At 69.3% G+C, this 19,968-nt stretch carries 16 protein-coding genes; 6 read left to right on the top strand and 10 right to left on the bottom strand.

Annotation, left to right across the window (positions count from 1 at the left end; genetic code table 11):
• Window positions 1-33 precede the first annotated feature (33 nt).
• The 4 genes from JOF29_RS45665 to JOF29_RS32610 all read left to right on the top strand — a co-directional run bounded on the left by JOF29_RS45665 (window position 34) and on the right by JOF29_RS32610 (window position 3,275).
• On the top strand, window positions 34-1,164 hold the full coding sequence (locus JOF29_RS45665) for a sensor histidine kinase (RefSeq protein ID WP_209698224.1): 1,131 nt from the start codon (window positions 34-36) through the stop codon (window positions 1,162-1,164).
• Window positions 1,165-1,257: 93 nt separating this feature from the next.
• Window positions 1,258-1,875: a response regulator transcription factor gene (locus tag JOF29_RS32620; protein ID WP_372446426.1), complete on the top strand. Its 618-nt coding sequence runs from the start codon at window positions 1,258-1,260 to the stop codon at window positions 1,873-1,875.
• A 43-nt stretch (window positions 1,876-1,918) separates the two neighbouring features.
• Window positions 1,919-3,016 carry a sulfite oxidase gene (locus JOF29_RS32615; RefSeq protein ID WP_209698222.1) on the top strand — a complete coding sequence of 366 codons (1,098 nt, stop codon included), beginning with the start codon at window positions 1,919-1,921 and terminating at the stop codon, window positions 3,014-3,016.
• 79 nt (window positions 3,017-3,095) lie between these two features.
• A complete protein-coding gene (locus JOF29_RS32610; RefSeq protein ID WP_245359677.1) occupies window positions 3,096-3,275 on the top strand; it encodes a hypothetical protein in 180 nt (59 codons plus the stop codon).
• Here the strand turns inward: JOF29_RS32610 and JOF29_RS32605 are convergent, their stop codons facing one another.
• From JOF29_RS32605 to JOF29_RS32575, 7 genes are all read right to left on the bottom strand, one after another.
• A complete protein-coding gene (locus JOF29_RS32605; RefSeq protein ID WP_307863807.1) occupies window positions 3,276-4,745 on the bottom strand; it encodes a multicopper oxidase family protein in 1,470 nt (489 codons plus the stop codon).
• Window positions 4,738-5,151 (bottom strand): hypothetical protein, encoded by a 414-nt coding sequence (locus JOF29_RS32600; RefSeq protein ID WP_209698220.1) that lies wholly within the window; start codon window positions 5,149-5,151, stop codon window positions 4,738-4,740. Before JOF29_RS32600 ends, JOF29_RS32605 begins: the two co-directional genes overlap by 8 nt.
• A complete protein-coding gene (locus JOF29_RS32595; RefSeq protein WP_209698219.1) occupies window positions 5,148-5,705 on the bottom strand; it encodes a DUF1707 SHOCT-like domain-containing protein in 558 nt (185 codons plus the stop codon). The genes JOF29_RS32600 and JOF29_RS32595 overlap by 4 nt, the downstream gene beginning before the upstream one ends.
• A 240-nt stretch (window positions 5,706-5,945) precedes the next feature.
• Window positions 5,946-7,280, bottom strand: a complete 1,335-nt coding sequence (locus tag JOF29_RS32590) for an ABC transporter substrate-binding protein (RefSeq protein ID WP_245359675.1) — start codon at window positions 7,278-7,280, stop codon at window positions 5,946-5,948.
• 17 nt (window positions 7,281-7,297) lie between these two features.
• The gene (locus JOF29_RS32585) at window positions 7,298-8,179 is read right to left on the bottom strand and encodes a carbohydrate ABC transporter permease (RefSeq protein WP_209698217.1); all 882 of its coding nucleotides are present in this window, start codon (window positions 8,177-8,179) and stop codon (window positions 7,298-7,300) included.
• Entirely contained in the window at window positions 8,176-9,117 is a 942-nt protein-coding gene (locus JOF29_RS32580; protein ID WP_307863806.1) for a carbohydrate ABC transporter permease, read from the bottom strand. Before JOF29_RS32580 ends, JOF29_RS32585 begins: the two co-directional genes overlap by 4 nt.
• A 37-nt stretch (window positions 9,118-9,154) precedes the next feature.
• Entirely contained in the window at window positions 9,155-11,272 is a 2,118-nt protein-coding gene (locus tag JOF29_RS32575; RefSeq protein ID WP_209698216.1) for an alpha-galactosidase, read from the bottom strand.
• 591 nt (window positions 11,273-11,863) lie between these two features.
• Between JOF29_RS32575 and JOF29_RS32570 the strand changes: the two genes are divergently transcribed.
• The gene (locus JOF29_RS32570; RefSeq protein ID WP_209698215.1) at window positions 11,864-13,042 is read left to right on the top strand and encodes an SGNH/GDSL hydrolase family protein; all 1,179 of its coding nucleotides are present in this window, start codon (window positions 11,864-11,866) and stop codon (window positions 13,040-13,042) included.
• A 59-nt stretch (window positions 13,043-13,101) separates the two neighbouring features.
• Here JOF29_RS32570 and JOF29_RS32565 read toward each other — a convergent pair whose 3' ends face one another.
• Window positions 13,102-15,408 (bottom strand): M4 family metallopeptidase, encoded by a 2,307-nt coding sequence (locus tag JOF29_RS32565; protein ID WP_209698214.1) that lies wholly within the window; start codon window positions 15,406-15,408, stop codon window positions 13,102-13,104.
• Between the two features lie 525 nt (window positions 15,409-15,933).
• Between JOF29_RS32565 and JOF29_RS44875 the strand changes: the two genes are divergently transcribed.
• Entirely contained in the window at window positions 15,934-18,159 is a 2,226-nt protein-coding gene (locus tag JOF29_RS44875) for an FHA domain-containing protein (protein WP_209698213.1), read from the top strand.
• 67 nt (window positions 18,160-18,226) lie between these two features.
• Here the strand turns inward: JOF29_RS44875 and JOF29_RS32555 are convergent, their stop codons facing one another.
• Entirely contained in the window at window positions 18,227-18,991 is a 765-nt protein-coding gene (locus JOF29_RS32555) for a helix-turn-helix domain-containing protein (RefSeq protein ID WP_209698212.1), read from the bottom strand.
• Between the two features lie 12 nt (window positions 18,992-19,003).
• A complete protein-coding gene (locus JOF29_RS32550) occupies window positions 19,004-19,798 on the bottom strand; it encodes an alpha/beta fold hydrolase (RefSeq protein WP_209698211.1) in 795 nt (264 codons plus the stop codon).
• Between the last annotated feature and the right edge of the window lie 170 nt (window positions 19,799-19,968).

The raw sequence follows: 19,968 nt of genomic DNA, 5'->3' as shown, positions 1-19,968 counted from the left end.
CAGGGCGAGTCCCGAAGGATTACCGTGACCACCGTGAACACGAATCCGACGATCCTGGACGGCGTGGCCAACCGGATCGGCAGAGGCCCGGGCCGCTGGGCCTGGGTGGGCGGCGCCATCTGGCTGTTCTACCTCTCGCAGCCGCTGCAGAGCGTGGCCGACCGCCAGCACGGCGCCGTCCGCGTGCTGGGGTTCGTCACGGTGATCCTGTTCGCGGCCAGCTACCTCGGGTTCTTCGGGCTGGTCCGCTGGACCGTCAAGCACGGGGACCTGCTGCCCTGGCAGCGGATCGGCTACCTGGCCGTGATGCTGCTGCTGTGCCTGCTGATGATCCCGACCGCCGGGCAGACCGCGCTCACCGGGCTGGTCTACATCGCGGCCTGCGGGGTGATGCTGCTGTCCCTCCCGGCCGGAGCCGCACTGGTGCTGACGCTGCTGGCCGGGGCGGAGATCTCGATGCGGGTCGTGCCCGGCTGGCGCGACGACGGCAGCTACGGTTTCGCGATCTTCCTGGGCGCGCTCGCGGTGTACGGGATGCGGCGCGCGATCCAGCGCAGTATCGAGCTGGACGCCGCCCGCAGGGACATGGCCGAGCTGGCCGTCCAGGAGGAGCGGAACCGGTTCGCCCGCGACCTGCACGACATCCTCGGCCACTCGCTCACCGTGATCACGGTGAAGGCCGAGCTGGCCGGCAAGCTGATCGCGGCGAACCCGCAGCGCGCCGCGTCGGAGGTCGCGGACGTCGAGAGCCTGGCCCGCGCGGCGCTGGCCGACGTACGGGCCGCGGTCGCCGGGTACCGGGAGCTCAGCCTGGCCGGTGAGCTGGTGTCCGCGCGGTCCGCGTTGCAGGCGGCCGAGATCAAGGCGGACCTGCCGACCACGGTCGACGAGGTACCGGAGGACAACCGGGAGCTGTTCGCCTGGGTGGTCCGGGAGGGTGTCACGAACGTCGTACGGCACTCGGGCGCGAAGCGCTGCACGATCAAGCTCAGCGCCGGGGAGATCGAGGTACTCGACGACGGCAAGGGTCCGACGCCCGGAGGGGGCGCGTCGGGTCACGGGCTGGTCGGGTTGCGGGAGCGGGCCGACCAGGCGGAGGCCGCGGTACAGGTCGGCCAGGCGCCCGGCGGCGGGTTCCGCCTCGCCGTCAAGGTCGGCCGGTGAGGGCCGTGGCGGGACGGGCCGCCCGGTGAGGGCCGTCGCGGGACGGGCCGTGGCGACGTACGAGAGCTGGGCTGTGAGGATGGGTCTGTGAGTATTGGGGCTGTGAGTATCCGACTGCTGATCGCCGACGACCAGGCGCTGGTCCGCGGCGCGCTCGCCGCCCTCCTCGATCTCGAGCCCGACCTCGAGGTGGTGGCCGAGGTCGGCCGCGGCGACGAGGTGCTCGACGCCGCGAAGAACTCGCACCCCGACGTCGCGCTGCTCGACGTGGAGATGCCGGGCCTGGACGGGATCGAGGCGGCCGCCGCGCTGCGTACCGCCGTACCGGGGGTCCGGGTGCTGATGGTGACCACGTTCGGCCGGCCCGGGTATCTGCGCCGCGCGATGGAGGCCGGCGCCGCCGGGTTCGTCGTGAAGGACACGCCCGCGACGCAACTGGCGGACGCGGTACGGCGGGTGCACCAAGGGCTCCGCGTTGTCGACCCGTCGCTCGCGGCCGAGACGCTGGTGGCCGGAACCAGCCCGTTGACCGGACGCGAGTCCGACGTACTGCGGGCCGCCCGGGACGGCGGGACCGTCGCCGACATCGCGAAGGAACTGCACCTCTCCGAAGGCACCGTCCGCAACCACCTGTCCGCGGCGATCGGCAAGACCGGCGCCCGGACCCGTGCCGAGGCCGCCCGGATCGCGCTCGACAACGGGTGGTTGTAGCCGGTCCCTACCTCTAGGGTTGGTCCTGGGGAGGGGGATCCGTATGACTATCGGCGATTTCAGTGTCCGCGGGAGGCTGGCGGACACGGGTGAGGGGATCACGCCCGACGAGCTCCAGCTCGCGGCGCGGAACCACGCTATGCCGCTGGAGGGACTGCGGTACGACGTGACGCCGCCGGGGCTGCACTACGTACTCGTGCACTACGACATCCCGGCGACGGACGCGGGCGACTGGCGGCTCAGCCTGGACGGGTGCGTCGAGGAGCCGTTGTCTTTCGGGCTGACCGAGCTGCGGGCGATGGGGCGGCGGACGATCCGGGTCACGCTCGAGTGCGCCGGGAACGGGCGGGCGACCCTGCAGCCGCGGCCGATCAGTCAGCCGTGGCTGTCGGAGGCGGTCGGTACGGCGGAGTGGACGGGCGTGCCGCTGGCGGATCTGCTGCGGTCGGCCGGGCTGCGGACGGACGCGGTGGATGTGGTGTTCACCGGCGCGGATCATGGGGTCGAGCGCGGGGTCGAGCAGGACTACCAGCGGGCGTTGACGGTTTCGGAGGCGCTCGACTCGGGCGCGATCGTCGCGTGGGAGATGAACGGTACGCCGGTGCCGCCGCAGCACGGGTATCCGCTGCGGCTCGTCGTACCGGGGTGGTACGGGATGGCGAGTGTGAAGTGGCTGCGGTCGATCGAGGTGATCGACCACGCGTTCGACGGGTTCCAGCACGCGGTCGCGTACCGGTTCCGGACCGGGCCGGACGACCCGGGGCGCGCGGTGACGCGGATCGAGCCGCGGGCGCTGCTGGTGCCGCCGGGGTTCCCGGACTTCATGAGCCGGCACCGGTTCGTTGCCGCGGGCCCCGTTCCGCTGTTCGGCCGGGCGTGGTCGGGCTGGGCGCCGATCGACCGGGTCGAGGTCAGCACCGACGCGGGGGTGAACTGGCACCCGGCACGATTGGATGCCCCCGGCAACGACGACTTCGCCTGGCGGGCCTTCGCATACGACTGGGAGGCGACGCCGGGCGAGCACGTGCTGACGGTCCGCGCGTCCGACACCAGCGGCCGCGAACAACCCGTCGAGGCCGAGTGGAACCGCGGCGGCTTCGCGAACAACACCGCCCAGCGCATCACCGTCCTGGTCACGTAGGCGTGTCGTTCACCGGATCATCCGAATCGTGGTCACATCCTGGAGTTGGGTACACGGTTCTCACTCCAGGAGTGTGGCGGTGAACGACAACCATCTACACGCACGGATCTTCCGGACCACCGACGAGTGGTACGCCGACGTCGACGACGAACTCGACCCCCAACCCGACAACCCCCTCTGGCACGGCACCTACACCACCCAACCAGCCGCCCTCCAGGCCGCCTGCACCCACCTCGCCACCCTCACCCAGGCGTCCTGACTACTCCGGCGTGTTGCCGGCCTTGCCGCCTACCCGGTACGGGGTGGTTACGCCTTCGTACATGAGGTGGGTCATGAGGCCTTGGGAGGCGTGGGGGAGGTTGTGGCAGTGGTCCATCCAGAGGCCCGGGTTGTTGGCTACGAAGGCTATTTCGTAGGTTTCCTTGTTGCCTACCTCCAGCGTGTCGGTCCACCAGGGAGTGCCGGTGGCGGGTACGCCGTTGCGGGACAGGACTACCGCGTGGTGACCGTGCAGGTGCATGGGGTGGGCCTGGCCGCTGGTGTTGGAGATCTTCATGCGGACGACGTCCCCCTCGGCCACCATGAACATCGGTACGTCGGGGAACATGTGGCCGTTGATCGTCCACCACAGGCCGGGCTTGCCGTCCAGGAAGCCGGCCGTCCGGCCGATGCGGTAGTCGAAGTTCCGGTTCGCCTTGGACGGGTCGAAGCCCAGCGGCGCCGGCGTTCCGTACGTCAGCAGGTCCACCGTGTCGCCGGGCAGGTCGCCGGTCGGCGGGTCGGTGCCTGCGGGGGCGATGCCGAGCGACAACGACGACGCACCGGCCACCAACCGCATCCCTCGTGCTGGTACGACCGCCTCGAGGTCGACGCGGCCGCCGGCAGGTAGCGGATAGGCAGCCGTCACCGGCGTAGGACCGTGTACGTCGTGACCGTCGACGGCGACCACCTTGTACGGCGTCCCGAGCAGCCCGACACGGAGGATCGCGTTGTCGGTGTTGATCACCCGCACCCGCGCGGCCGTACCCGCCGGAAGATCCACCCGCGCCGCCCCGGTCCGCCCGTTGATCGTGCGCTTCCCGTCGTACGTGTGGATCGTCGCGATCACCTCACCAGGGGTGGCCGGCGCGATCACGATCGGGCCGAACAGCCCGCCCTTCACCTCGTCGCTGGACACCTGGTGCGAGTGGTACCAGTACGTCCCCGCCTGCTCCGCCTTGAAGCGGTACACGTGTTTCCCGCCCACCGGCACCGCGTCCTGTGTGACCCCGGCGACCCCGTCCTCCGCGTTCGGTACGTCGATCCCGTGCCAGTGCAGCGTGGCGCCGTCCTTCACGGACTCGTTCACGAACGTGACCTGCACCAGGTCCCCGACCTTCGCGCGGATCAGCGGGCCTGGCGACGTCCCGTTCACCGTGTATCCGTCGACGGTCTCGCCGGACGCGAGCTGGAACTTCTGCTTGCGCGCGACCAGCGTCACGTTCACGTCCGGCGTACCCGTCTTCGGCCCGGTCAGGTCGGCGACGCTCATCCCGCCCATGTGGTCCATGTGGTCCATGTGCCCCATCGAGCTGGGGCCGCCGCCGTAGTCGGCGTACCCCATCTCCGCCGGGTTGTACGAGCCCGGGACCAGGCTGGTCGCCCAGAGGTAGCCGAGCGGTACGAGTACCGCCAGGACCACCCCGAGTGCGACCAGTCGGCCCCATTTCCGTTTCCTGACCTCAGGCACTGGTCACGGATTCCTTCGGTACGGCGGCCCGCCGGGCGCCGGCGCTCGCGATCCCCGCGATCACCAGGCCGTTGATGCCGTGCAGGACGCCGAGCGCCGGTACGCCGAAGGACACCACCGCGAGCAGGAACTGCACGACCACCAGGCCGACCACGATCCCGGCCAGGACCCGGCCGCGCGGTACGTCGGTCAGGAACGACACGATCAGGAACACCAGCGCGAGCAGGCCGATCACCGAGCCCGCGATGCTGTGGTACGCCTCGCCGAAGTTGCTGTAGTCGGCGCCGATCGAAGCGCCGTCGTTCGCGTCCTTGGCGATCGTGAAGCCGGACAGGGCGATCGACGCGACCTGCAGGACGACCGCGATCGCGATCGTCATGCCGACGATCCGGTACACGTTTCTCATGCCCGGCGCTCCATCCGGCGCTTGCGGATCACGAACACCGCGGCGACGATCAGCGCGATCGGCAGGATCGGCGGGTGCCCGCCGCCCACTACGCAGCCGATGGAGGCCAGGACACCCAGTACGCCGAGCAGAATCAGCAGCGGAAGCGGTATCCGCCCGATGAACCCACGCCGGGCCCACTCCGGCCGCGGCCCACCGAACGGCCCGCCGAACCCGGCACCCTTCCGCGCGTTCCCCGGGCCGCTGGACGCCGCCGCGTTCTCCGGTGCAGTCCACGGCGGCTTACGCCAGCCCCACGGACCGGCCCAGCCCTCGCCGCTGTCAGGGCCCGCTCCACCTGGGCCACTCGCCGCGGCGTGGTGCGGACCCGGAAGGTCCGCGAACAGAGCGGTCAGGTCGCTCTCGGTCTTCGCCTTCAGCGCCTGCTCGACGCGCTCGGAGTGTTCCTCCGCGCTCAGCCGGCCGGCCTGGTAGTGCTCGCCCAGACGCGTGACCGCGTCCTCGCGCTCACGGTCGCCGATGCGGATGGGTCCGCCCGGCTGCTCCTCGTTCATGACTCTCCTCGGTGCTCGAAGGTTCTCCGATGGCACCAAGGTTGTCGCCGAACACCCCCGATCCGCGTCGCCTCAGCGGCGGCACCTCCGCTACCCCCGGAGGAGCACGCTGCACCGCTGGACGCAGTACGACGTACTCCCCCGGGCGTACACCTACCCCGAGGAAACCCCGAGGTACTTTGTGCACCCACCGACCGGATTCCGGCGACCGAAACGGTTGGTGGGTGCTCAAGGTCGGCCTCAAGCGTTCGCGGAGAGGATCTTGTTGACGTCGTTGTTCGCCTTCGCCAGCGACGACGGCTCGGCCACGAACGACATCACGGACTCCATCGCCGGGGTCATCACCGCGGTCACGTCCGCTGCGTTCGGGTTGGCCGGGTACGGGAACACGTCGCCCGCCTCGACCGGCTCCAAAAACGGTGTCACGTCCCAGCCGCTCTTCGCGAACGCCGCCTTGGCTGCCGGCATGCTCGCCGCCACCGCCGGGAACACCACCCCCGCCTTGGCGACGATGTCCTGAGCCGCCTGCGACCCGAGGAACTTGACCCACGCCCACGAAGCCTCCCGCCGCGTGGTCCCGGCCCAGATGGTGTCCGCGAGGCCGTTCATCATCGACATCCGCTTGCCGATCGGGCCGATCGGCAGCCGCGCCAGCTTGGTCTTCACCTGTTTCAGCTGGCCGTACGTCCCGAGCATCCAGGAGCCGTTCGGGGTGATCGCGTACTTGCCCGCACCGAAGGTGGTGGTCACGTCCACCCCGGACTTCGCCTGTGCGTACGTCGGCATCAGGCCCTTGGTGATGAGGCCCCGCCACCACGCGATCGTGTCGGTGAACTTCGGGTCGCCGTAGAAGAACTTCGTCCCCCACGGTTCGCCCTCGGAGTACTTCCAGCCGTTGCTCGCGGCGTACCAGCTCCAACTGGTCTGCCCGTCTCCGCCGCCGGCGTCGCCGTACCCGAGTCCGTAGACCTTCACAGTGCCCTTGTCGAACCCGGGCTGGTCGCCGCGGCGCCCCTTCGAGTCCACCGTCAGCCGGCGGACGATCTGCTCGAACGTCCCGCCGTCCTGCGGGTTCCACGTCATCGAGTTCAGCTGCTCCGTGCTGATCCCGGCGGCCTCGGTCAGCGCGCTGTTGTAGAAGTAGACCTCGGTGTCGAAGTCCTTCGGTAAGCCGTACCGGTGGCCGTCGGCACCGATCCAGCGGTCCGCGAGACCCTTCTGGTAGATGCCGAGGTCGACGTTGTCCCGCTTGACGTAGTCGTCGATCGGCAGCACCTGGCCCTTGTCCGCGAACAGCGGGTACTTCGAGGAGTGCCCGGTGAAGACGTCCGGCGCGGTGTCGGAGATGAATCCGGTGACGAGCTTCGACCAGTAGTCGTTCCAGCCGTACTGCTCGATCTTCACCGAGTACTTCGGGTTCTGTTCGTGGAAGAGCTTCGCGCACTCGGTGTACATCGGCAGCTGCGCGGAGTCCCACAGCCAGTAGATGATCTCGCCGTCGCCCCGGGCCGCGGCCCCGTTGTTGCAGGCGGCAACAGCCGGTACGGCGAGCGCGCCGAGTCCTGCTTTCAGCAAGGTCCTTCGTGAGAGTCTCATTTGATCCCCGAGAAGCCGATGGAGTTCGTGATCCGCTTGGCGAACGCCAGGAACAGGATGATCATCGGCAGCGCCGCGACCAGCGTCGCCGCCATCAGCCCGGCCCAGTCCGGACCGCCCTGCGGCGTCTGCGACCGGAACACGCCCAGCGCGACCGTCAGCACCCGGACGTTCTCCTGCTGCCCGACGAGCAGCGGCCAGAAATAGTCGTTCCAGGAGTTGATGTAGGTCAGGATCGCCAGCGTCGCGATCGGCGCACCGCTCATCGGGATGATCAGCCCGAAGAAGATCCGCCGGTGCCCGGCGCCGTCGATCATCGCCGCCTCCTCCAGTTCCCGGTTGATACCGAGGAAGAACTGCCGGAGGAAGAAGATCGCGAACGGCGTCATGAACGCGCCCGGCAGGATGATGCCGGCGAAGCTGTTCAGCAGCCCGAGGTTCTTGATCAGCACGAAGTTCGGCAGCGTGGTGAAGATCGGCGGCACCATCAGCGCGGCCAGGAACAACGCGAACACCTTGTCCCGCCCCGGCCAGCGCAGCCGGGCGAACGCGTAGGCCGCCATCGCGCTGAAGAACACCTGGCACACGGTCGTGACCGTTGCCACTACCAACGAGTTACGCAGGTACAGCCAGAAGTTCACGGCCGCACCGGAACCGCCCTGTGCCTGCGCCTCCTTGATCGACGCCAGCCCGAGCACCCGCCGGAACGCGCCGAGCGTGGTCTCCACCGGCAGCAGCGAGTGCGGGTGCCCCGGCAGCTGCGTGTTGTCGGAGAACGCCGTACGCAACATCCAGTAGAAGGGGAAGAGTGTCACGATCAGCAGGATGAACAACAGCACCCAGGCGACCGTGCGGCCAACACTGACCTGCCGCCTCATGCGAGATCACTCTCCTTGGCCCGCAGCAGCCGCAGCTGCACCAGCGACACCACGGCGAGGATCGCGAACAGCACCAGTGCCATCGCCGACGCGTACCCGAAGTCGAACCGGGTGAACGCGCGCTCGTAGATGTAGTAGTAGATGACCCGCGTCGCGTTGATCGGACCACCCTGGGTCGTCACCGCGACGGTGTCGAAGATCTGGAACGACCCGATCATGGTGACCACCAGGACCATCACCAGCACGGGCCGCAGCAGCGGCAGCGTGATCCGCCAGAACGTCTTCCACTCGGTCGATCCGTCCACCTCGGCGGCCTCGTAGACGTACGACGGAATCGTCTGGAGTCCGGCGAAGACCAGCAGCGCCGTGTACCCCATGTGCCGCCAGACGTTGATCCCGGCAACGGTCGGGATCGCCCAGTGCGAGTCGCCGAAGAACGCCACCGGGTCGACCCCGAACCAGCTCAGGAAGGTGTTCACGACGCCGACCTGCACGTCGAGCATCCAGTACCAGACCAGCGCGACGACCACGTTAGCGACCAGGTACGGCGCCAGGATGATCGCCCGGACCGTGATCGACTTGGTCAGCCGGTACATCAGCATCGCGATCCCGACCGCCAGCACGGTCTGCAGGCCGATGTTGATCACGACGTACTCGACCGTGACGCCGAGCGCGTTCCAGAAGAAGCTGTCGTGGATCATCCGGTCGTAGTTGGCCAGCCCGTTGAACTTCGGCGCCGAGAGCAGGCTGTACTCGGTGAAGCTCAGGTACGCGCCGCGCAGCGTCGGCCAGATGTAGAACACCACGAACCCGAGCGTGGCCGGGGCGAGGAAGATCATCGCGACCTTGAGGTCTCCCAGGCTGCGCCTCTTCCCCGGCGGCGCGGCCTGTCCCCCGTGACTTCGTTCGGCGTCTGGTGGTGCGTTGGTTGTGGTCACGGGGGATCTCCTTCTTCTGTGCCTGCGCCCGGGCGGACTACCCGAGCGCTGTTACGTCGAGCAAGATCGCGCTCTCGGGCCACTGCGCAGGCATGAGCACTCCGACCGAGGCGAGGGCGGCGCCGTTCAGTTCCACGCTTCCACCGTCGGCCGACCAGCCCGCGGACCGCGACTCGAGACCGGGTGTCGTGACCAAGCTGGCGCGGTACGTCGTCTGCGGGTCGAGCCCAGGCAGCCGCACGCGACCGACCGCCGACGTCACCGACTGAGCCACCTGTACGACGCTGAACACACCGCGGGAGCCGTCCTGCGCGACGACGCCGTGCACCAGCACGTCCTCGGGACCACGGTCCGCGCGGACCACGCGACCGGTGTGCAGCAGCGGCCGCAGCTCCTTGTGCAGCGCGACCCAACCGGCCAGCTCTGCGCGTTCCTCGGCACTCGCCGACGCGATGTCCCACTCGATCCCGAAGTGCCCGAACAGCGCGGTGATCGCGCGGAACGACAGCGTCTGCGTCCGGCCCGTGGTGTGCGCCCGCGGCGGGCCGACGTGGCAGCCGATCAGCTCCGGCGGCAGCAGCAGTTGCGTGTACCGCTGGATGGTCTGGCGCTCGAGTGCGTCGTTGCTGTCACTGCCCCAGACCCGATCGGTGCGCTCCAGGATGCCGAGGTCGACGCGGGCGCCGCCGGACGAGCAGGACTCGATCTCCAGGCCCGGGTGCCGGCGCTTCAGCTCGTCGATCAGCCGGTACACGGCCGCTGTCTGCTCGTGGATCCCCGCCGTACCGGTGTGCTGGTTGCCGCCGTCGACGAAGTCGCGGTTGTGGTCCCACTTCAGGTACGCGATGTCGTACTCGCCGAGGATGCTGTCCAGGCGCTCGAGGATGTAGTCGTACGCCTCCGGGATGCCCAGGTTCAGGCCCTGCTGGTTGCGCGCCGTCGGCGGCATCCGGTCGCCGGTGGCGAGGATCCAGTCCGGGTGCTTGCGGGCCAGGTCCGAGTCCGGGTTCACCATCTCCGGCTCCACCCACAGCCCGAACTGCAGGCCGAGACCCTTCACGTGATCGACCAGCGGGTGCAGGCCGTTCGGCCAGATGCCCTCGTCGACGTACCAGTCGCCGAGCCCGGCGTGGTCGTCGCGACGGCCCCGGAACCAGCCGTCGTCCAGGACGAAGCGCTCGGCGCCGACCTCGGCGGCCGCGTCCGCGAGCGACTTCAGCTTCGCCAGGTCGAGGTCGAAGTACACAGCCTCCCAGGTGTTCAGTACGACGGGACGCTCGCTCCGAGGGTGGTTCGGCCGCGCCCGCAGGTACTCGTGGAAGCGATCCGCGAGCTGGTCGAGGCCCGCGCCGTACGAGCCGTAGATCCACGGGGTGCTGTAGGTACCACCGGGTTGCAGGCGGCCCTCGCCCGGGAGCAGCAGTTCGCCGCCGCCGATCACGCCGTACCCGGTCATGCCGCGCTCGGCGTACGAACGGTGGTTGCCGCTCCAGGCGGTGTGCACGCCCCAGATCTCGCCGGTGCGGAAGCCGAAGCTCTCGGTGCCGGCCAGCAGCAACAGCGTGGCGTCGGCGCCGGTCCGGCCGCGGCGGTTGTCGCGGATGTGCGTGCCCTGCGTGAACGCGTGCCGCTGCGGGTGCCGCTCACCGATGTGCCGGCCGGTCATGTCGAGCAGCTCGGTCGCCTCGGTCGGCACCGGCAGCGCGATGAACAGCCCGTCGACGGTGTACGGCGTCGTACCGGCGTTGGTCAGGTCGGCCTTGGTCTTCACCAGACCCGAGTCGGTGAGCTCGATCGTGAGCTTCAGCTCGAGTCCGGCATCGGCGGCCTCGACCTGCACCGTGTTGCCGGTCTGCGCGACGTTGGTGAGGCGGAAGCTCGCAGAGAAGTCCTGGCCGTCGCGGTGCCCGTTCAGACCGGGCAGGCCGAACCAGCCGGCCGAGTACTCCGGCACGATCGCGACCGGGAGGTCCTCGTTCAGGCCGCTGCCGTTCTGTGCCGTCCCGGCGCCGCGCCGCAGTTCCAGCAGAGCGTTCCCGGTCAGGTCGCCCAGGTCCGCACCCCAGTGCAGGACGGACGGCAACGCCGGACCGGAGCAGTCCAGCACCAGGCTGACGCCCGCGGCCCGGAGCTGCAGAATCTCGATGTTCGCCACTGTTGATTCACTCTGCTTTCTGATTGATTTCAGGACGGAACTATTTACCCGAACAGTCTCGTTGTCAATGCTTCACGAAGTTAAGTAAATACCCTAAAGCGCTACAACGTAGTAAGGAGGCTCTTCGGCCCGATGGACGGGTTCGCACCGGCGGCCGAGGGCGTCGGCGCAGGCCGAGGGCCGTTGCACAAGTGCTGGTGCATCCACCCAGGCAATAACCTGTTCAACGCCTCCGGCACGCGGGCCTATCCCCGAATCCCGGCGCGATTGCACCTCATGCCCGACTCTGCGCAGCTCAGAATCCGCCCACAGATGGGACAGGAGTGTCGAAAGAGGGCGATCAGCGCCCGAGCCCAGCGGGGTCCGGCGCCGTGCCGTGCTGCCCGACCCCGGATCCCCACGCCATCACAATTGCCCGCCGCGGACCTGCGCTCCGCCTGCGCGGGGTTGGAGGCGCCGATTGTGATCGCCTGGAGATCCGCACCTCGCGCTGCCGAAGCGGTGACGGAGCGGTGACAGAGAGCGTGCAGGTCAGTACGCTCGGTCTACCGAACTCCCGGCGTGAGAGGCCTTCCAATGCGAAGTCGTCGAGTGTCCGCAGCAGTCCTCCTACTCTCCCTGACCGGGCTCGGCCTGGTCGCTCCCCCGGCGCACGCCGACGGTCCCGGATCCGGGACGCCGTACGTCGTGACCGTTGGGGACTCCTACATCTCGGGCGAGGCCGGCCGCTGGGCCGGGAGCTCGAACGACTCCGAGGCACCGGCCGACGCGCTCGGTGCGCACGCGTACGACGACAACGCCGGTCACACCGCCGAACAGATCCCGCGCTGCCACCGCAGCCTGTCCGCGGAGGCGTACGTCGGCGGCGGCGTCGGCGGGCTGAACCTGGCCTGCTCCGGCGCCCGCACCACGACCGGCACCGGCGACTACTTCAAGCCGGGCCTGGACTTCTACGACGACGGCGCCGGGCATCTCGGGCAGGCGAAGCTGCTGCAGCAGTTCGCGGCGAGCCACAACGTGAAGCAGGTGGTCGTCTCGATCGGCGGCAACGACTTCAACTTCGCGTCGATCGTCAGCCAGTGCGTGCAGGACTTCCTGCTGTCGCCGTCCTGGAACCCGGACTACTGCAAGGACGACTCCTCGGTCGTCGCCAACTTCACGTCGGCGAACATCACCGCGGTCCGGGCGAGGATCGTGACCGCGTTCCAGAACCTGCGCACCGCGATGCGGAACGCCGGGTACGGCGACACCGCCTGGAACCTTGTCGTACAGACGTATCCGTCGCCGATCCCGTCCGCCAGCGGGTTCCGGTACAGCCAGAGCGGGTACACCCGGCAGAGCACCGGCGGCTGCGGCTTCTGGAACGCCGACGCCGACTGGGCGAACAGCACCGCGCTGGTCACGATCAACAGCACGGTCCGGGACGCGATCGGCCAGTCCGGTCTGAGCAACACCCGGCTGCTCGAACTCCAGTCCGCCTTCAACGGCCGCCGGCTGTGCGAGAAGGGCGTCGGCCTGTACGAGGAGGTCGGCCTGAGCTCCTGGACCCAGCCGACCGCCGTCGACCGGACCGAGTGGATCAACCAGATCCGCACCGTCACCACAGTCGGCTCGAACTACTTCATCCAGGAGTCCCTGCACCCGAACTACTGGGCCCAGCTGGCGCTCCGCAACTGCGTCCGCCAGACGTACACCCAGAACCGCGGCGGCACCTGCACGATCGCCGGCACCGGCCTGGTCAACGGCGAGCCCCGGATGACGCTCGGCTGAGAAACGAGCCGGCCGTCGTACCCCATGACAGGGGTACGGCGGCCGGTTCGCTGGTTAGGTCAGCTCAGGTTGACGCCCGTGTCGTCGACGACGAACGAGGTCTGCAGGGAGCTGTCTTCGGTGCCGCTGAAGCTGATCGACACCGTCTGGCCGGCGAACGACGAGAGGTTGAACGACTTGAGCGAGTAACCGCTCGCCGCGTTCAGGTTCGAGTACGTCGCCAGCGTCGTCGAGCCCGCCTTCACCGTGAGCTTGTCGTACTGCGTCGACGTGGTCGTCTCCGCGGTGTCGACGTGCAGGTAGAAGGAGAACGTCGCCGAGCACCCGGCCGGGATCGTCACCGACTGGCTGAGCGTGTCGGTGTGCGTCTGGCCGTAGCCGTTCATCCACGCCTTCCAGGAACCGCTGTGCGCGGGCTGGGAGGTGGTGTTGTCGACCACGCCGGTCGACGACGTCCACGGGGCCGCCGTACCGGTCTCGAAGCCGGGGTTGCCGAGCTTCTGGCCGGAGCAGCTGCCGGTACCGCCGCTGACGGTGATGGTGAACTGCGCCGAGCCCGAACCGCCCGCGCTCGCGGTCGCCGTCGCGGTGACGTTGAACGTGCCGCTCGCGGTCGGCGTACCGGACACGGTGCCGGTCGACGAACCGATCGTGACACCGGCCGGCAGGCCGGTCGCGGACCAGGTGTACGGCGAGGTGCCGCCGGACGCGGTCAGCGTGAACGGCGTCAGCGCCGTGTTGACCGTGCCGGTCTGGTTGCCCGGGCTGCTGACCGTGACGCCACCGGTGGCGCTGCAGGTCGGGTCACCGGACTGCGCCGGTACGCTCACCGCGTCCCACGCCGCCTTGACGGTGTTGAACTCGGTGCAGCTGCCCGGGTACAGGTTCTTCGCCGCGGTCAGGGTCCAGGTCCGGTACTTCAGGTACGAGGCGCTGCTGGTCTTCATCAGCATCGCGTTGTACATGATCTTGATGGCCTTCTGGATGCCCAGACCGGTCACCGTCGAGCTGTTGCAGGTCGGGCTGGCCGGGTTCGCGTTGCTGCCCTGGGACAGCAGGTAGAACCAGTGGTTGCCCGGACCGGCCGCTGCGTGCACCTCGGTCGTCGGGATCGCGCTCGAGTAGCAGTTCGGGTCGCCGAGCGCCGACGGGTTGTACATGTTCCGGATCGGGCCGTTGCCGACCAGGTTGATCTGCTCACCGACCAGGAAGTCCGGCGTGTCGTACGGCGCCGGCTCGTTCGCGTACCACTCGGTGGTCGCACCGAAGGTGTCCGCGACGAACTCCTGGGTGCCGTTGCCGGAGATCCCGCCCGGCGTGTGGTCGTCGATACCGTGACCCATCTCGTGCGCCACGACGTCGATCGAGCCGATCCACTGGTTCTGGCTGTTGTGGCCGATCTGCACCTGCGAACCGTCGTAGTACGCGTTCTCGTCGGCCAGGCCGACGCGGATCGGCCAGGCGCCGCCGCTGCCGTCCATGCCGTTGCGACCGAGCCAGTCGGTCAGCATCTTCTTCTCGGTCTGCGCGGCGAACAGCGCGTCGACGCAGCCGGTCTCCTTGACCGTGGCGGTCCCGTTGCCCCAGTTGTCGTCCGGACCGGTGAACGTGGTGTTGTTCGCCGCGTCCTGGCAGGACAGGTTGGTGATCGACGGGTCCGTCATCGAGTACGTGCTGCCGGACAGCGTGGTGTCCAGGTGCACCGGGTTCGGGCCGTTCCAGGCCGACGTACCGTTGCCGAACATCACGTGTTCCTTGGTACCGAGCACCTTGCCGGTCTGCGCGTCGACGTACACCGACAGGCTCGACGGCTCCTTGCCGTTGCTGCCGCTCACCCGCGACTGCCAGGCGAGCTTCGGGGTGCCGTTCAGGGCGTAGACCGCGAGCGTCGGCGTGGTCGAGGACTTGACCACCTTCAGCTGCTTGTTCGCGGCCTTCTGCGCGGCGGCGGCCGTGACCTTCGTGGACGTCGCCAGATCCGGTACGGCGGTGGTCTGGGCGACCGAGGTGGACTTCACGGCTCCCTTGCTGTCGGTCACGACGACGAAGTCGCCACCGACGACGGGGAGACCCTTGTACGAGCGCTCGTACGGGACGTACTGCAGACCGGACCGGTCCGAGATCACCGGCTTCGCGGTGAACTTGTCGTCCTTCGAAGCGTGCAGGGCGCTCGGCCGGCCGGCCACCAGCGAGGACGCGGAGCCGGCGGCGAACGCCTTCGACTGCGCAGCTGACGGACGGGGCGGCGGGGCCGCACTCGGCGCGGCGCCTGCGGCCGACGTACCGAGTCCGGCGAGTGCTGCCGCGGCGAGGCTGGTGACCCCGAGCACGACGGCAGGCTTGCGGGAACGCTGGAACAAGACCATTGGTAGTGGTCCCTTCACAAACTGGGTGCTGGGCGGGTTGCGCGCTCGGCCGGACTGCAGGAGGTGCACCACTTCGCCTGGAACCTCCGGCCTCTTCATTCGGGAGCTGCCTCGGAAAGCCCCTTTCCATTCCATCCCGATGAATCGCGCGGCGTGACACTATGTCCGGCGCCGTGGGCGGGCAAGGCGCTTTCGTGCCGTTGGCACGCCGATGACAACTGACCGCGTTGTCATCACTACTTAGCGCTGACATGGGAGCGGCCAAGCTGAGAATCATCACGGCGCGCGGGGGTGCCAACGCGGACAGTCGTCAAGTTGCGCGGTCAGCGAACTGCTGGTGTTCTGGTGCAGGTGCGAATGGCAGAATCGCGCAGACGGACCGGAGTTCCGCAGGCCGCTCGACAAGGCTGCGGGGCACGGTCCGGAGACGGGATGCTGCGACGAGGTGCGGCTGCGGGGCGCCGGAGATCGGCCGCCGCGGGACGTGCGGCTCGCGCGGCGCGACGGGACGACGCTGGGGTGTGTGTGGAAACCGAATTCGTGCTGTCCGCCGGCGACCAGCGCTGGCCGCTGCCACCCGGCGCCACCACGATCACCATCGGCCGCGCCTCGAACGCCGACATCCGCCTGCAGGCCGACGACCAGATCTCCCGCATCCACGCCCGCCTCACCCGCGACGCCGGCACCTGGATCCTGCACGACGAGTCCCGCAACGGCACCGGCCTCAACGGCCACCGCCTCACCACCCCCACCCCGCTGTCTCCCGGCGACCGAATCCACATCGGCCGCTCCATCCTCACCTTCCACACCACCCCCAAGGCGGACCCGCCCTCCGCCCCCGAACGCATGCCCGCCGAACGCGGACACACCTCCCCCGACGCCGAGCCCCGGTACCCCGCTCCGCCCACCCCACCGCCATACGCCACCCCTTCGTACGCCGACCCCGCAAGCGCGCTGCCGCACGCCGAGGCACCCGCCGACGAGGCCGCGCCGTACACACTCGCCGAGGAGGCCGCGTCCTACGCACCCGTCGACGGGGTCGCGTCCTACGGACCCGCCGACGCACCGGCTCTGGCGGATCCACTCGGAGACGACGTGTACGCCGCCGTACCCGACCTCCACTCGTCCACCGAAGCCCCGCCGGCCGGCCCGTCCACGGGCTCACACCGCGCCCCCACCGACTCAGCTGCGGCCCCAGCAGCCCCACCAGGCGCCCCGGCCTCCCACCGCGCACCGACGTACCCGCCGAACGCGGACCCCGCCCAACCACCAGCCCCCGCACCAACCTCCCACCGCGCCGCCGCCCCGACGCAACCCCCAGCCACGACGCCACCCCTACCCGACGGTCTCCCACCGAGCACCGCCCCCGCGGAGTACCACCCCGGCCCACCGTTCACCGACCAGCCGCACCCCGCCACTCCGTTCCCACCCGACCACACCACCCCACCCCACCCGACCATCCCAACCGACCACAGCATCCCAACCGATGACGGCTACCCCGCGGACGACGCGGGCCTGAGCCCGTTCGCGCCCGATGGTCTCGCAGCAGCCGGCGGGTCCGCCCCGCGGACGGATGGTTACCCGCCGAGCGACGGAGGCCGGAGTCCGTTCGCGCCTGAGGGTCCGCCGGATGGAGTTGGCTCCGGTGACGCCGCAGCTGGCAATCCCGCCGGTAGCGCGGGGCTGTTCGCGCCGGAGGGTGGTGGTGGGTACGTCGGGCGGGAGGACGGGCCTGTTGGGTTGGTGCCGGGGTTCGAGGGGCGGGGTGGGGGGACGTGGGCGGCTTACCCGTCGGCGGACAACCCGGAGCCGGTGCGGTCGCCGTGGGAGGTGTCGGGGCAGATCGAACAGTCGGCGCCGAACTGGAACGAGTCCGACAGCTGGCCCGCTGCAACAGACCGCCGTACGGGCGACGACCGGCGCGGAGCCGGCACCGACCAGCAACCCACCGACCAACACTCAGACCTGCACCCAGACCAAGACTCGGGCCAGCACCCAGACCAACCCTCAGACCAGCACCCAGGCCAGCACGCAGACCAGCACGCAGACTTCCCGGATGCGGACCACGAAGCGGTCGGTACCGTTCGGCTGTCGCGGGTCCTGATTGTCTCCGGCGGGATCGTCGTACTCGGCCTGGTCGTCAACCTGATCGCCGGCTTCTTCGCCGCCGGCCCCGGCAGCATGCTGGGCTGGCTCGTCGCGCCCAGCATCGCGCTCGTCACCGGTATGGTGCTCGCGCTGATCGACGCGGCTGCCCCGAAGCCGCACCGGCCGGGCCGGTTCGACGTGTCGGTGCTGATCGCGATCGGCGTGGTCCTGGTCGGCATCGGCGTCGGCGGGTTCGCGCTCACCGCGGGGACGGAGTACGTGTCCGGCTACCTGACCGGTAACGAGTCCGGCGCCGACCGGCTGGTGAAACCGGTCGCGAAGGCCGGCTCCGGCATCAGCGTCACGGTCGAGAACGTCACGTACACGAGCCATTTCACCCGCATCGAGGTCCAGGTCGGGAACAGCGGCAAGCAGGCGTTCACGATCCCGATCGACGGTACGACGTTCACCGCCGCTGACGGCACCGCACTGCATGCCGACCCGGGCAAGAGCTCCTGGCCGAGCCGGATCGACGCGGGCGGCAGCGACCACGGGACGATCACGTTCAAGGGCCACCTCCCGGACAGCGCCACCCAGGCGGTGCTCACGTTCAAGTCCGGCACCACCACCTTCGCGGTCTCCGGAGTGCTCCTCAGCAAGTAAACATCGAAACCAGCCTGGTCGCGAAACTCGAGCAGGACGGCCTGCAACGGACGTTCCGGCCGCTGCGTTAGGTACGCCGGAAGTACGCCGACGTGGCCGCGTCCGCCGGGAGGTAGGTCTCGACCGCGATCTCCTCGAGCGTGATATCGAACGCCGTACCGAACGTGGTGACCGCGGTCAGGAAGGTCAGCTCGACGCCGCGGTGCCGGATCCGGATCGGGAGCGCGATCTCGGCCGGGTCCGGCAGCGCGGGTACGACGGGGCCGTGGGCAACGAGTTCGTCGTACAGCTGATGCAGCACCGGGTCTCCGGTCGTCGCGGCCTGCCGGGCCAGACGGGGCAGCAGGTAGCCGCGGACCTGCTCCAGGTTCGCGATCCGCGGCGCGAGGCCGTCCGGGTGCAGGCCGAGGCGCATCAGGTTGACCGGTGCCTCGAGCAACGACTTGTCGACGGTGCGGAGGAACGCGTTGAAGGAGTCGTTCGCCAGCAGCAGGTTCCAGCGCCGGTCGACGGCCAGGGCGGGGTACGGCGCGTGCGCCTGGAGGAACTGCTCGAGCGCCGCACGGACCCGCGTCAGGTCCGGGTCGTCGAGCGCCGTCTGCCGGTACACCGGGGCGTGCCCGGCAGCGACCAGCAGCCGATTACGCTCCCGCAACGGCACCGCGAGCTGCTCGGCCAGCCGCAGCACCATCGCACTGCTCGGAATCGTCCGCCCGGTCTCCACGAAGCTCACGTGCCGCGCCGACACGTCCGCCTGGATCGCCAGGTCCAGCTGGCTGAGCTTCCGCCGCCTACGCCACTCCCGCAACAACTCTCCAACTGGCCTGTCCACAGATCTCCTCTATCAGCGGTTGCGGCGGACCAGGTACTGGCGGAGCTGGCGGGCCACCTCGTCCGGGGCGGTTTCGTCGGGGGCGTTGTGGTCGAGGCCGGGGAGGATCGAATACTCGGCGCTGGGCAGGATCTTCGCCAGTTGCGGCAGTACGCCGGTCAGGTACGCCGGGGTCTTCGCGCCGCCGAGCAGCAGCGTCGGGGCCGCGATCCGGGCGTACCGGCTGCCGTCGGAGTCGAGCCGCGCGATCTCGCCGAGCTCGGCCGGCGTGAGCGGCATCAGGTCCCGCTCCTCGCGCCCGAAGAGCAGCAGCACGGAGATTGCCCATAGCAACGGAGTTGCCCGGAACGGCAACAGCTGGGCGCCTTTCAGGAACGTCGTCATCGCGGACACGAAGCGCCCGTCCGCGACCTTGCGGTTGAACGCCTCCATCCAGCTCAGGTCGAACGAGCCGTCCAGGCTGACCCCCGGCTCGTACACGACCAACGCGTCCAGCGGCCGCCGCAGCCCGACGTGCAACGCGATCAGCCCGCCGTAACTGTGCCCGAACACCACCCGCGACCCGGTCCGCTCCAGCACCCCGAGCACGTCGTCGACCTCGGCCTCGACGCTGTACGACGTACCCCGCGCCGCGCTCGCCCCACGCCCGCGCCGCTCGATCACATGCACCGTGTGCGCCCCCGCCAACTCCCGGGCAAACGCCTCGTAATGACGCGCCCGCCGATTGGTCCCCGGCACCACGACCACCCCCGGCCCGGCCCCGAAACTCTCGACCGCGACCCCACCCACCACCTCGATCTCACCCACACCACCAGCATGCCAAACCCCACTGACACCACGGTCAGATGCCGGTACTCCGGCTCGGCGGCTCTCAGCCTAGGGAGGTTGGCTACAGAGCGCGACCGGAAGAGTGTCGAGGGTCAGTTGAGACACCCGAGGTGAACGGGTGATTAACAGAGAGTGGCACAAAAGTGTTA

Source organism: Kribbella aluminosa, from assembly GCF_017876295.1.
GTDB classification, from domain to species: domain Bacteria; phylum Actinomycetota; class Actinomycetes; order Propionibacteriales; family Kribbellaceae; genus Kribbella; species Kribbella aluminosa.
The sequence above is the reverse complement of the archived record's forward strand: the minus strand, read 5'-3'. Positions and strand labels throughout refer to the sequence as shown.

Coding starts and splice junctions, on each gene's coding strand:
- JOF29_RS32615 (WP_209698222.1), top strand. CDS start 1,919: ATGACTATCGGCGATTTCAGTGTCCGCGGGAGGCTGGCGGACACGGGT.
- JOF29_RS32600 (WP_209698220.1), bottom strand. CDS start 5,151: ATGAGAAACGTGTACCGGATCGTCGGCATGACGATCGCGATCGCGGTC.
- JOF29_RS32595 (WP_209698219.1), bottom strand. CDS start 5,705: ATGAACGAGGAGCAGCCGGGCGGACCCATCCGCATCGGCGACCGTGAG.
- JOF29_RS32585 (WP_209698217.1), bottom strand. CDS start 8,179: ATGAGGCGGCAGGTCAGTGTTGGCCGCACGGTCGCCTGGGTGCTGTTG.
- JOF29_RS32565 (WP_209698214.1), bottom strand. CDS start 15,408: ATGGTCTTGTTCCAGCGTTCCCGCAAGCCTGCCGTCGTGCTCGGGGTC.